The sequence below is a fragment of the Nonomuraea solani genome, from assembly GCF_900108335.1.
Taxonomy (GTDB): domain Bacteria; phylum Actinomycetota; class Actinomycetes; order Streptosporangiales; family Streptosporangiaceae; genus Nonomuraea; species Nonomuraea solani.
The window spans coordinates 292,861-305,835 of sequence record NZ_FNVT01000002.1 but is presented as its reverse complement, the minus strand read 5'-3'; the positions used below and the strand labels follow the sequence as shown (position 1 = coordinate 305,835).

At 69.5% G+C, this 12,975-nt stretch carries 10 protein-coding genes, 2 tRNA genes and 1 riboswitch; of the genes, 8 read left to right on the top strand and 4 right to left on the bottom strand.

All coding sequences use genetic code 11. The annotated features are described in order from the left end of the window. Window positions 1-4: 4 nt before the first annotated feature. Window positions 5-211: riboswitch (cobalamin riboswitch) on the top strand. 119 nt (window positions 212-330) lie between these two features. From C4V41_RS07050 to C4V41_RS07025, 6 genes are all read left to right on the top strand, one after another. Further along, entirely contained in the window at window positions 331-2,484 is a 2,154-nt protein-coding gene (locus C4V41_RS07050) for a ribonucleoside-diphosphate reductase subunit alpha (RefSeq protein WP_103954963.1), read from the top strand. Between the two features lie 10 nt (window positions 2,485-2,494). Next, window positions 2,495-3,490: a ribonucleotide-diphosphate reductase subunit beta gene (locus tag C4V41_RS07045; protein WP_103954962.1), complete on the top strand. Its 996-nt coding sequence runs from the start codon at window positions 2,495-2,497 to the stop codon at window positions 3,488-3,490. Between the two features lie 78 nt (window positions 3,491-3,568). Beyond that, window positions 3,569-4,570 carry a mechanosensitive ion channel family protein gene (locus tag C4V41_RS07040; protein ID WP_235029956.1) on the top strand — a complete coding sequence of 334 codons (1,002 nt, stop codon included), beginning with the start codon at window positions 3,569-3,571 and terminating at the stop codon, window positions 4,568-4,570. Window positions 4,571-4,758: 188 nt separating this feature from the next. Beyond that, window positions 4,759-4,834: transfer RNA gene (locus C4V41_RS07035), tRNA-Pro, on the top strand. A 116-nt stretch (window positions 4,835-4,950) separates the two neighbouring features. After that, window positions 4,951-5,024, top strand: a tRNA-Leu gene (locus C4V41_RS07030). Between the two features lie 360 nt (window positions 5,025-5,384). Next, window positions 5,385-6,938 carry a carboxylesterase/lipase family protein gene (locus C4V41_RS07025; protein WP_103954960.1) on the top strand — a complete coding sequence of 518 codons (1,554 nt, stop codon included), beginning with the start codon at window positions 5,385-5,387 and terminating at the stop codon, window positions 6,936-6,938. Between the two features lie 334 nt (window positions 6,939-7,272). On the opposite strand, the gene C4V41_RS07020 is transcribed toward C4V41_RS07025, so the two are convergent. Continuing rightward, window positions 7,273-7,629, bottom strand: a complete 357-nt coding sequence (locus tag C4V41_RS07020; RefSeq protein WP_146103577.1) for a hypothetical protein — start codon at window positions 7,627-7,629, stop codon at window positions 7,273-7,275. Between the two features lie 210 nt (window positions 7,630-7,839). Between C4V41_RS07020 and C4V41_RS07015 the strand changes: the two genes are divergently transcribed. Further along, window positions 7,840-9,936: a tetratricopeptide repeat protein gene (locus C4V41_RS07015; protein ID WP_103954958.1), complete on the top strand. Its 2,097-nt coding sequence runs from the start codon at window positions 7,840-7,842 to the stop codon at window positions 9,934-9,936. 11 nt (window positions 9,937-9,947) lie between these two features. Here the strand turns inward: C4V41_RS07015 and C4V41_RS07010 are convergent, their stop codons facing one another. Genes C4V41_RS07010 through C4V41_RS07000 form a run of 3 tightly spaced genes read right to left on the bottom strand, consistent with a single transcriptional unit; the run spans window position 9,948 to window position 12,162 of the window. Next, on the bottom strand, window positions 9,948-10,562 hold the full coding sequence (locus C4V41_RS07010; RefSeq protein ID WP_103954957.1) for a hypothetical protein: 615 nt from the start codon (window positions 10,560-10,562) through the stop codon (window positions 9,948-9,950). After that, the gene (locus tag C4V41_RS07005) at window positions 10,559-10,870 is read right to left on the bottom strand and encodes a hypothetical protein (RefSeq protein ID WP_103954956.1); all 312 of its coding nucleotides are present in this window, start codon (window positions 10,868-10,870) and stop codon (window positions 10,559-10,561) included. Before C4V41_RS07005 ends, C4V41_RS07010 begins: the two co-directional genes overlap by 4 nt. A gap of 8 nt (window positions 10,871-10,878) precedes the next feature. Then, on the bottom strand, window positions 10,879-12,162 hold the full coding sequence (locus C4V41_RS07000) for a CHAT domain-containing protein (RefSeq protein WP_200823809.1): 1,284 nt from the start codon (window positions 12,160-12,162) through the stop codon (window positions 10,879-10,881). A 672-nt stretch (window positions 12,163-12,834) separates the two neighbouring features. Between C4V41_RS07000 and C4V41_RS65280 the strand changes: the two genes are divergently transcribed. Next, window positions 12,835-12,963, top strand: coding sequence for a hypothetical protein (locus tag C4V41_RS65280; RefSeq protein ID WP_268808549.1), 129 nt, complete (start codon window positions 12,835-12,837; stop codon window positions 12,961-12,963). The last annotated feature ends 12 nt before the right edge of the window (window positions 12,964-12,975 follow it).

Genomic DNA, 12,975 nt, shown 5'->3' with positions numbered 1-12,975 from the left:
ATGTAGGATCCTGCTCGTCGCTGGTTCGCCTCTCCGGAGGCGGAGCAAAAGGGAACCCGGTGAGATTCCGGGGCTGCCCCGCAGCGGTGAGCGGGAACGACCGCCGTCATGAGCACTGGAGTGATCCGGGAAGCGACGGCCAGTAGGAGCCCAGCCGGAGTGCTGGAGCGCGCCCGCGAGCCCGAAGACCTGCCAGCGGCATGCCGGAATTCCGGCATGCAGTGTTCAGGGCCTCGAGGGTGGGCCAGGGCGCGACGCGGCACGGAGGTCCGGGCCGTCGTGCTCTGACGTGCTCTCGCGGCGGGTGGGCTCGCGAGGAGAGAGAGCACGTTGACGCAGATCGTTGAGGTTGACCGCCGGCTGGCCATCGAGGAGGCCGCCGCCCGGGTGATCGCCGACCCGGCCAACTCCCGGGTCGCCGCCCGGCTGCTGGCCGAGGAGATCGCCGACGAGGCCGCCGGGCACGGGGTGCGGTCGTTCTCCGAGTCCATCGCCGCCACCCACGCGGCCGGGCTGATCCAGGACGGGCTCGCGGAGTTCGTCGCCGCGCACGCCGCCGCGCTGGACGCGCTCGTCGCGGGGGACGCGGACGACCGGTTCGAGTATTTCGGGCTGCGTACGATCTACGACCGCTACCTGCTGCGCCACCCCGAGTCGCGGGCGGTGCTGGAGCGGCCGCAGCACTTCTTCCTCCGCGTGGCCTGCGGGTTGTCGGAGACGGTCGCGGAGGCGGCCGAGCTGTACGCGCTCATGTCCACGTTGTCGTACCTGCCGAGCTCGCCCACCCTGTTCAACTCGGGCGCGCGCCGGCCGCAGCTTTCCTCGTGCTTCCTGCTCGACTCGCCGCGCGACGAGCTGGAGGCGATCTACGACCGGTACGGGCAGGTGGCGCGGCTGTCCAAGTACGCCGGGGGCATCGGCGTGTCCTGGACCCGGGTGCGCTCGCGCGGCTCGCTGATCAGGGGCACGAACGGGCACTCCAACGGCATCGTGCCCTGGCTGCGCACGCTGGACTCGTCGGTGGCCGCCGTCAACCAGGGCGGGCGGCGCAAGGGCGCGGCCTGCGTCTATCTGGAGACCTGGCACGCCGACATCGAGGAGTTCCTGGAGCTGCGCGACAACACCGGTGAGGACGCTCGCCGTACGCACAATCTCAACCTGGCCAACTGGGTGCCCGACGAGTTCATGCGCCGGGTCGAGGCGGACGAGATGTGGTCGCTGTTCGACCCGAAGGAGGTGCCCGACCTCACGGACCTGTACGGGGCGGACTTCGACGCGAAATATCGCGCTTACGAGGCCGACGGGCGATTTATCAAGCAAATCCCGGCTCGTACCCTCTACGGCCGCATGATGCGTACCCTCGCCCAGACCGGCAACGGCTGGATGACCTTCAAGGACGCCGCCAACCGTACCTCCAACCAGACCGCCCGCCCTGAGAACGTCATCCACCTGTCGAACCTGTGCACCGAGATCCTCGAGGTCACCAGCGACGCCGAGACGGCGGTCTGCAACCTCGGCTCCGTCAACCTGGCCGCCCACCTCAGCGGCGGCGACGTGGACTGGGACCGGCTGCGCGCCACCGTCCGCACGGCCGTGCGCTTCCTGGACCGGACCATCGACCTCGGCTTCTACCCGACGCCCGAGGCCGAGGCCGCGAACAGGCGCTGGCGGCCGATCGGGCTCGGCGTGATGGGGCTGGCCGACGTGTTCTTCACGCTGCGGCTCCCGTTCGACTCCCCGCGGGCGCTGGAGCTGTCCACCCGGATCGCCGAGGAGATCGCCCTGGTGGCCTATGACACCTCGGCCGACCTGGCCACCGAACGCGGCCGGCACCCGTCGTACGACGACACCCGCGCGGCCGGGGGAGTGCTGCACCCGGACCACTACCGGGCGAGCACACCCCGCTGGGACGCCCTCCGCGACAAGATCGCCGGCACCGGCCTGCGCAACTCCCTCATGATCGCCATCGCGCCCACCGCCACGATCGCCTCCATCGCCGGCTGCTACGAGTGCATCGAGCCGCAGGTGTCCAACGTGTTCAAGCGCGAGACCCTGTCAGGCGAGTTCCTCCAGGTCAACCGCTACCTGGTCGCCGATCTGCAGGCGCGCGGGCTGTGGACTCAGCGGCTCCGCGACGACCTCAAGCGCGCCGACGGCTCGGTCCAGACCGTCCCCGGCATCCCGGACGACCTCAAGCTCCTCTACCGCACGGCCTGGGAGCTGCCGCAGAAGGCGCTGATCGACCTGGCGGCCGCGCGCACGCCGTACATCGACCAGTCGCAGTCGCTCAACCTCTTCATGGCCAGCCCGACCATCGGCAAGCTCTCCTCGATGTACGCCTACGCCTGGAAGCAGGGCCTGAAGACCACGTACTACCTGCGCTCCCGCCCCGCCACCAGGATCGCCCAGACCACGGTCGCCGCTCCTCCGGAAGCGATCGCGTGCTCCCTGGAAAACCCCGAATCCTGCGAAGCCTGCCAGTAAGGAGTCTTTTGTGCTGCTCGACCCCGGCATGGACCTCACCCTCCGGCCCATGCGCTACCCCGACTTCTACGAGCGCTACCGCGCCGCCATCCGCAACACCTGGACCGTCGAGGAGGTGGACCTGCACAACGACCTCGCCGACCTGGCCAAGATGACCCCCCAGGAACGGCACCTGATCAACCGCCTGGTCGCCTTCTTCGCCACCGGCGACTCCATCGTGGCCAACAACCTGGTGCTCAACCTCTACCAGCACGTCAACGCCCCAGAAGCGCGCCTCTACCTCAGCAGGCAGCTCTTCGAGGAGGCCGTCCACGTGCAGTTCTACCTGACGCTGCTGGACACCTACCTGCCCGACCCCGACGAGCGCGTGAAGGCGTTCGCCGCGATCGAGCACATTCCGTCGATCCGCGACAAGGCCGAGTTCTGCTTCAAGTGGATCGACTCGATCGGCGGCCTGCGGCGGCTGGAGACCGCCGACGAGCGCCGTGGTTTCCTGCTGAACCTCATCTGCTTCGCCGCCTGCATCGAGGGCCTGTTCTTCTACGGCGCGTTCGCGTACGTCTACTGGTTCCGCTCCCGGGGCCTCCTCGGCGGGCTGGCCACCGGGACGAACTGGGTCTTCAGGGACGAGTCCATGCACATGGAGTTCGCGTTCAGCGTGGTGGACACGGTCCGGGCCGAGGAGCCGTCGCTGTTCGACGACGAGCTGGGCAAGCAGGTCACGCTCATGCTGGAGGAGGCCGTCGCCGCCGAACTGGCCTTCGCCGAGGACCTGTGCGGCGACGGCATGCCCGGCATGGGGGCCGGCCAGATGCGCCAATACCTCGAATACGTCACCGACCAGCGCCTGGCCAGGCTCGGCATGCCCCGCCGGTACGGGTCGGCCAACCCCTTCGCCTTCATGGAGTTGCAGGACGTGCAGGAACTGGCCAACTTCTTTGAACGGCGGGTTTCTGCTTACCAAGTGGCGGTTGAGGGCAATGTGACCTTTGACGAGACGTTCTAATACATAGGAGGCATGAGCGTGCAGTCTCCAGCGGACTGGCCGATCCTCGTAATCTCCGTGGTCGGCTCAATCCTTCTGGTGGAAGTGGTCAGACGGGTGCTGATCAGGGTGGGGCGCAAATGGGCGCTCGCCCGGCACCTGGTGGAGCACTGCACGTGGCCGGCCTTCACGGTGGCCGCCGTGGTGGCCTTCAACCTGGTGTTCGGGCCGGGGATGTTCGGGGACTCGGCGAGCGAGCGGGGTGCGGCGAGCTCGGTGCAGCGGGTGCTCGGCCTCGTCACGATCGGCGCGATCACCTGGCTGATCGTGGAGGCCACGTACGCGCTGACGGACGTCGTCCTTGAGCGGCTCGTCCGGATCGAGGGCGAGCGCAACCGCCGGGCGCGGCGCATCATGACCCAGATCGCGCTGGTCCGCCGCATCGTCGCCGCCGTCATCGTCGTGGTCGCGGTCGGCGCCATGCTCTTCTCCTTTCCCCAGGTACGCGCCCTCGGAGCCGGCCTGCTCGCCTCGGCGGGCATCGCGGGCGCGGTCGTCGGCATCGCGGCCCAGCCCACGATCGGCAACGTCCTGGCCGGCCTCCAACTGGCCTTCAGCGACGCGCTGCGCCTGGACGACGTGGTCGTGGTCGAGAACGAGTGGGGCCGGATCGAGGAACTCACGCTCACGTACGTGGTGGTGCGGCTGTGGGACGAACGCCGGCTCGTGCTGCCGGTGTCGTACTTCACGCAGACCCCGTTCGAAAACTGGACCCGCCACGGCAGCCGCGTCCTCGCCGTGGTGTTCCTGCGCGTGGACTGGTCGGTCCCGGTCCCCAAACTGCGCGAGGCCCTGTACGAGTTTCTCCAGGGCAACCCGCTGTGGGACCAGAAGGACTGGACGCTGCAGGTCACCGACGTCCTGCCGAACGGCCTGGTCGAACTGCGCGCCCTGATGAGCGCCGCCGACTCGCCGTCCTCATGGGACCTCAAGTGCGACGTACGCGAATTCCTGGTCAACTTCGTCCGCGACAACTACCCCGAGTCCCTACCCCGTTTCCGCGTCGAAACCCCGGAGACCCGCGTGGGCGTTCCCGATTAAATATGTGGCACACCAGCCGACCCCGGGTTTAACGTGGACAACGTCCAGCAACAACGAAGGAAGGCGGAAGAAAGTGCGCAACACCCTGCCGGCCTTCCCTTCGCTGTTGCTCTCGGGATAACCCTCCACGGAATTCTTCGGAAAGCCGTCTCGGGGGATTTCGAGGCGGCTTCTTTTCATGTGAACGACCGAGTGTGGGGCAGTTTGGTCAGCCCGCCTGCCTTGGGAGCAGGAGCACCGCAGGTTCGAATCCTGCCGCTCGGACAACGGCCCTGAAAGAAAAGGGCCGCGGGCTACGGCCTGGCCGACGGGATTGGCGCCCCCCGGCCGGACCCGGCCCTTGCCCCGGGCCGGCCCACGCCAGCCAAGCCCGGGGCCCAGCCGCTCTGGCCCAACTGGCAGAGGCGCCGTCTTCAGGAGGCGGAGGTTCAGGGTTCGACTCCCTGGGGCGGCACCTGAACTTTCAGCGACCGCGCAAGGTGTGGGGAAGCGCATCGCCGTGCGCGGGGCGCCAGCGATGGGAACCGGGTCACGGGTTACGGGAGCGGTGTCGCCGGATCGGTGGATTCGGTGGACGACCACGGCGGCAGTTCTCGTGCTGGTCGGAATCGCTGCTGTGGTGTCGTTCCGGCATATGCGGGAGCCGGCCATCGCGCATGGCAGGCACCCGCTGGCCGGGGAAGCCCACCGCCGTGACCTGGCCGTTCCCGTCACCTGGACCAGGGCTGATCGCTGGTATGGGTGTACCTAGCTGCACCCCAGGCCGGGATTCAGCGCCCTTACCCCCTCGTACCGTCGTCCCTAGGCTCGCGGCATGACATTGATGCGTACTCTCGGCTCAGCCGTTTTAAGCTTGGCATTCGTCATGGCAGGGGCCGCGCCGGCGAATGCGGCCTCGCGGGATGTCGTACGGACCGATACGGGCTGGGTGCGAGGCGAGGTCGCCCGGGACCACCGGATCTTCCAGGGCATCCCCTACGCCGCTTCTCCGGTCGGCGACCTGCGCTGGCAGTCGCCCCAGCCGGTAACTGCCTGGCGTGGTGTCCGCGCCGCGACACGCCCCGGTGACAGGTGCGCCCAGTCCACGGATCTGTGGGGGTTGCCGGCCAGCGACAGCGAGGACTGCCTGTATCTCAACGTGACCGTCCCGCGCTCGGCCACTCCGCGCCGCCCCCGGCCCGTCATGGTCTGGTTGCACGGCGGCAGCCTGACGAAGGGGGCCGGCAACGACTACGACGCCAGCCGCCTGACAACGCGCGGCGACGTCGTGGTGGTCACCGTCAACTACCGGCTTGGCGTTTTCGGCTTCTTCGGGCATCCCGGACTGGCGGGCAGCGGGGCCTACGGGCTGGAGGACCAGCAGGCGGCATTGCGATGGGTCCAGCGCAATATAGCGGCCTTCGGAGGCGACCCACGCAACGTCACGTTGTTCGGGGAGTCCGCCGGAGCGCACTCGGTGTGCGCCCACCTGGCGTCACCCACCGCCGCCGGCCTCTTCCACCGGGCGATCACCCAAAGCACGTTCTGCTCCCAGACCGCCTTCACCGGCAGCCGCCTGAGGCCGGTCATGGACCTCCCGATGTGGGTTCCCAAGGCCGCCCACGAGGCGCACGGAGCCACCACCGCCACCGCGCTCGGCTGCACCGATCCGAAGACAGCCGTCACCTGCCTGCGTGGCAAGCCCGTCTCCAAGCTCCTCGCGCAGGAGCCGCTCGCCCTTCCGGGCTACGGCAACGCCGTGCTGCCCGCCGATCCCGCGACCGTCTTCGCGCAGGGCCGCTTCCACCGCGTGCCGATCCTCACCGGCATCACCCGTGACGAGGGGACTCTGTTCACCGCGCTGATCTTCCCCGGTCTCACCGAGCAGGGATACCAGGAGGGCCTGCGTCACATCTTCGGTGACAACGCCGCGGCGATCGCGGCGAAGTACCCGTCCCGTGGGCGGCCGACGCAAGCCGTAGCGGCGATCATGAGCGATCTCGACTGGGCGTGGGCCGGTCGTGCCAGTGACCGAATGCTCAGTGAGCACACCCCGGTCTACTCCTACGGGTTCGCCGACCGTACCGCACCGCCGATCTTCCCCCTTCCCGGTGGCGTGGAGCCGCTCGCCTCGCACGGATCGGAACTGTCGTTCCTGTTCCCCGGGGCCCCGCTCACCCGCGAGCAGCGGAAGCTCGGCGACATGATGATCACATACTGGTCGCGCTTCGCGGCGACGGGCGACCCCAACGCTCCTGGCCTGCCGCGCTGGAGCCCCGTGCGCACCGGGCACGTCCATCGCCTGGCCCCGGGCCCCGGTGGCGTCGGCGTCTACGATCAGGACGCCCTCCACGAACTGGCCTTCTGGGACCGCCTGGCCGGCCACTGACCTCGCCGACACCCTGAACGAGACCATGCGCCGCCTGGCCCGCGCCGGCGACCTCAAGCAGGCTGACATCGTCCTGGACCAGCTCGTGGACACCCTCCGCGACAAGGACGTCCCCCCCACCCGTCCTGGCCACCATCGTCGAACAAGCCGAAACCACCCGCGCCCAGCTCCACGACCAGGCCTGACAACCCCCACAGCACGTGAACGAGGCGCTCACGCAGGAGGGAGGCTCGCGGCGGACCATGTTCGCCGCGAGCGCCGCCGGGTCAGGCGCCGGGTCATCAAAGGTCATTTCTCTCTTGGTCGCCAGCTGACCGGCGCGAGCCGGTCAGCCTCATGCTCGCTTGGTGAACTGCGCGCGTACCCACAGGTAGCCAAGCAACGAGAGCCCGGCGCACCCGGCGATCGCCATAACGACCGGGCCCGCCGACGGCGGGCCGGCCAGCAGGCCGCGCACGGTCTCGACGAGCGGAGTGAACGACAGGTGCCGAGCTATGGGCCGCACCCCCGGCCCCTTCTTGCCGACCGGCACGAGCCCGATGACGATCCCGATGGCCACGAGGCTCGCGAGCATGACGTCATAGCGGGCCAGCGGGCCCCGCATCGTGTGGCGGAAGCCGATGCCGTCCAGGACGATCTGGTCCTTGTACGCCTTACGCGGCGTCGCGGCCGCAATCACTGAGCCATTCATGGTCGTTACGGTCGCGGAACGCTCTGATGCCCGGCCGGTGTCGCGCTGACACGGCCGCTGACACGGCCGGTCCCGGCGCAGGCATGGGACTCGCCTCGGAGCACATGCCTGCAACGCCGGCCAACAGGCCTTACGTGCCTGACAAGATCGCAACGCTCTGACCTGCAAGAAGAGGCTGAGAACCCAAGATGGCTATGGCACTCTGAGGACATGTCTCTCGAAGAGGACGCTGTCCGGGCGGTCGAGCGAGCATCGGACATCCTGCACGGGATGCCTGACCCGGCGGAAATCGACCAGGCCGTGGCCCTGCTGCGGGAAGCACGTTCGGTCCTTCCCGACGGGCATCCCGAGCGGGCGAAGTGCCTGGGCAACCTCGCGGCGGCCCTGCAACTGCGCTACAGCCGGACGGGTGACGTAGACGATCTGGACGAGGCCGTTGACACGGGCCGGCTGGTCGTGACCAAGGAACCCGATCCCCTGGACCTGTCCAACCTGTGTAACGCGTTGCGGCTGCGCTACGCCCGGCTGGGCGATCCGGAGGATCTCGACGCGGCGGTGGACGCCGGGCGGCGGGCGGGGAGCATCGTCGAGCTCGACGACCCCGTGCTCGGGGGCTGCCTGAGCAATCTGAGCGGCGCCCTTCTGGCCAGGTACGGAAGATTTCATGATCCCGCCGATCTGGAAGAGGCCGCCGAGATCGGCCGACGGGCGGTGGAGGTCACCGAGCCCGGCGATCCGCAACTCGCCCAGCGCCTGTCGGACCTGGGCGGAGTGTCGCAGCAGCGCTACCTCCTGACGCTGAAGATTCCTCATCTGGAGGAGGCGGTGAACGCCGGGCGCCGGGCGCTGGACCTGATCCAGCCGGGGCATCCCGCGCTCGGCATGTACCTGTCGAACCTCGCCGGCAGCCTGCAACTGCGGTTCGCCCACGACGGCGACAGGGCGGATCTGGACGAGGCGCTGGATCACGCGAGGCGGGCGGTGGCCGTCACCGGGGCGGACCACCCCGACCTCGGCCTTTATCTGACCGGTCTCTGCGGGCTGGCGCAGTTCCTGTCCTGGCACACCAGTGCGGCGGTGGACCTGGACGAGGCAGTGGAGACAGGACGACGGTCCGTGCTCGTCACCGCCCACGACCATCCCGATCGGCCAAGACGGTTGTCCAATCTGGCCGGAGCCCTGCACTTCCGGTTCCGCGCCTCAGGGATGCTGAGCGACCTCGACGAGGCGCTGACCGCCGTACGGTCGGCGGTCGCGCTCACGCCCGCCGACGATCCCGACCTGGCCAGGCGGGTGAGCCTCCTCGGTACGCTGCTGCTCGCCCGTTTCATCCTGGCCGGGTCGCTGGAAGATCTGCACGGGGCCGTCGAGGCAGGCAGGCGGGCGGCGGTTTCGCCGCTGCTGAACGACCTCACCAGGGCCGGTTACCTGTCCACGCTCACCCAGGCGCTGGTGATCCGGTTCCACAACACCGGGCAGGTGGCGGACCTGGACGAGGCCGCGGAGCACGGTACCCGCGCGGTGGCGGCGGTCTCCGTCAGTGACCCCGCCAGGTCCTGGTATCTGTCCAACCTGAGCAACATCCTGCGGGCGCGGCACGCGGCCACGGGGGCGCCGGACGACCTCGACGAGGCGTTGCGGCTGGCCAGGGAGGCGGCCTCCGGTGACGACACCTACCGCGGCGCGTACCTCGTCATCCTGTGCCAGGCACTGCAGTTACGGTATGACAGGACCGGGCTGGCCGCCGATCTGGACGAGGCCGTAGCGGCGGGGCGAGAGGCGCTGTCCCTGACCGCTCAAGGTGTCCCCGACCGGGCCACCTACCTGTACCAGGTCGCCACTCTTCTGCTCGATCGGCAGGGGCCCGGCGACCTGGAGGAGGCGGCGGAGATGTGCCGCGAGGCCGCCGGCATGGCGGCGGCACCACCGTCCGCGCGAGTGCAGGCGGCGCAGGGGTGGGGCATCGCGGTGGCGCTCGCGGGAGCCTGGGCGACGGCGGCGGAAGGATTCGCCACAGCGGTGGAGCTGCTGCCCCGCGCCGTATGGCGCGGCCTGCGGCGGATGGACGGCGAGCATCACCTGAGGCAGTTCGCGGGCCTCGGCAATGACGCGGCCGCGGCCGCGCTTCTCGCCGGCCGGGTGGAGCAGGCGGGAGAGCTGCTGGAACAGGCGAGAGGCGTGTTGTGGGCACAGCGCCTGGACACCTGGACGGACCTGGCCGCGCTCAGCGAGGCCGCACCTGAGATCGCCGCCAGGCTGGAGGCGATCCGCGCCGAGCTGGACGCCCCCGCTCCCGCGGGAGGGTGAGGCGGCCAGGATCAGCCGGTCGGGCACGTCTCCACCGCGCGGATTCCGGTCGCCGTGGCCAGTTCGACGCCCGTCTCTCCGCCGGCGGTCTTGAGCGTCAGCGTGCCTCGCGCCATGCGTACGATCGAGCCGCACACGTCCCCGTCGGGCGTCGTCACCTGGAGCCTCGGCGCGTCCTTCGCGGGGCCGTACCAGGTCACTCCCACCGCGGCGACGAGCAGCGCCGTGCACAGGAGAGTCAGCACGATGCCCCGGTCGAGGGCACGCCGCGCCCGCATGGCCTCGTCGTGATCGTCCCCGGCCCTCAGCTTCCGCCGCTCGACGGCGGCGGGCCGGCCGTGCGCCGCCCAGAGCAGCATGAACGCGCCGGCCGCGCCGGCCAGGAGCGCCGCCAGCAGCAGGCCGCCGACCACGACGTCCCATGGCGGGGCCAGCCTGCTCACGTCGGACCTGCCCTTGATCAGGCTGAAGCCGAGAAGACCGGCGAGCAGCCCCGCCAGGCCGTTACGCCAGGCGGTCGCGGCGGCCCGGACCCGCGGCAACTCGTCGCGGAGCAGGCGCTGGACGGCCTGTGCGGTCCGATGGCCGGAGACGGTGGGCTTGCCGCCCGGCGACAGGCGGATCATGAGTCGGAGATCTTCAGGTTCCAGTACGCCCCGCAGCCCACGTTGCCGTCCGGCCGGTCGGGGTGGTCGGCGCCGCACGTGCACAACATCGTCTCTTCTGTGGTCTCCGGCTCACCGCCGGAGCGGTCTAGGTGGACGCGCCGGCGTACGACCTGTTCGGTGATCCTGTAGTCCATCACGTGACGGCAGCGGGGGCAGGCTCCGCGCAGGAGGATCGTGTGCGGGTCGGGCTGCTCCACCTGGAAGGTCCTGGCGACCTCCTCGGCGAAGGCCGGCCGGGTGACCTCTTCGTACGGGGTCTCGGTCAACGGTCCTCCTATGGCCCGGTGTGGGTGAAGGGTGTCCAGACGCTCGGTGTGCCGAGGTAGCGGTCGCGCAGGGCGCGGGTCGCCCTGTGCAGGGCGTACGCACTGCGCTCTGCCCGCATCCTTCCGTCCGCCGCCAGGTCTTGATAGACCGTCTGGAACAGGTCGCTGGTTCCGGTGGTGTCGTAGACGGACCACAGTGTGCCGATGACGTGGCGGAAGCCGGTGTAGTGCAGCGCGGCGGCGAGCGTGATCGCCTCGTCCAGGAGATCGACCCCGCCCGTCGCGGTCTTGCAGGCCGACAGGCCGGCGAACTCGGCGTGGTACTGCCCGGTGCTGATGTCCGTGATGGTCAGCATGTCGTCGTGGAGCACGAGCCCGCCCTGGGAGGGATCGGCGAGGTTCTGGTCGCCGTGACAACTGAAGTGCACCCAGCGGTGGCCGGGCAGCTCGCGCCTGACCCTCGCCCTGATGGCCTCCTCCCCCTGCAGCAGGGTGGCGGGGAACAGCCTCGTCAGCAGGTCGACCTCATCCGCGACACCCGCCAGGGGGCGCTCGCCAGGTGTGTCGGCCAGCGCGACGATCAAGAAGCGGTCGTCTCCGGCGGCGGGACCGAGCGGCTCGCGAGCCTTCAGCAGGGCGCGCAGAGTCGGCGTGTACGAGGACACCACCCTGTCCATGACCGTCGCCCTCTGCTCGTGGCGGCCTGCGGCGTGCAGCGGCAACAGGGTCAGCGGCCCGGTCGGGCACCACCACAGCCGGGGCCACGGCCCATCGGGAGTGCCGTGGAAGCCCAGCTCGGACAGCACGGGCTCGGCGATCGTGTCCCAGAGCCACGCCAGCAACTCGGTGAGCATCGTCTCGGTGGCGGCTCGCGCCTCGTCGAGTGCGCGTTGCGCCCGGTAGGCGGTCTGCCTGTCGGCCATCGTGCCGGTGGCCCTGACCCGGCGCCTGGCTGTCTCGTACGTGTCGGCCGTCGTCTCGGCCTCGGCCAGCGCCCCCAGATAGCGGTTGGCCTGATCCGCCGCATCCTGCACGGTCAGACCGGTCAACGGCCGCACCGTGACGCCCTCCGGCCGGACGAGGAGCGCGTCACACCGCCACTCGCTGACATTGACGATCACGACCGGTCCGCCGCCCGCGGCGGGAAGCATTCTCTCCATGCTGGGCGGCCTGAGGAAGTCCACGAAACCATCCAGCTCGCGCACCCGCTCGACGAGGTCGTCCCACTCCCGCGCGAGCGCCATCCTCCGGTCCACCAGCTGCGAAACGTCCTCCGGCATGCCCTCGCGCATCGTTCGGCGAACCTCCATTCTGCGGGAACAACGGTCATCGCCAGATGATAGGCATCCGGGTCCACTTCGACGAGCCTGGCCGGAAAATTCTCATTGTCGCGGACGGCCGACTACCGAGCCACGAGCGATCGGCAGGCACGGGCAGCAGAGGAATAATGCGCTATGAGCGGCTTTGTCTCTTCCTGGGTGCAATCAACTGACTAATCCACTGAAAGGGTGTGGCGAACGCCCATGAAATTTAAGTGGCTGGTCCCAATGTCCTCGAGGACGCCGGCCCCGCCGCGGACCCCGCGGACGGGAAGACCATGCCGGAACCACTGACCGGCCGGGTGAAGGAAGCAGTCGCCGCCGAGCGCGCCGCGCGCACCCGCGCCGCCGGGCCTGCCGCGACTGCGGCGGCGCCCTGCCACCGGGCAAGCGCGCCGACGCGCTGGACTGCAGCCCCGATCACCGCACCCCCTACCACCGCGAGCGCGTCGCGGCCGAGACCGCCGCCGCCCGCGACAGCGGCCAGGTGCGCCTGGAACAGGCCCAGGCCGTGCTCGGGCCGCCCGTGAGCCGCAGGAGGCCGATCGCGCTGTCGGCAACTTGCTGTGGAGATCAGCCAACGTGCCCCACGTGAAAGAAGAGATCATCACGCTCTGACCAGCGGGAAGAGACTATTAACCCTAGATGACCATTAAACGCCGGGCGGTCATCAGCAACGGTGACCTGGACAGGGACTGGACCTTCCACATCGACCACGAACAACGCCGCATCCATCAAGACGGTCACCAGGACCGATACGCCCTCAGCATCTAACGGACCACTGCC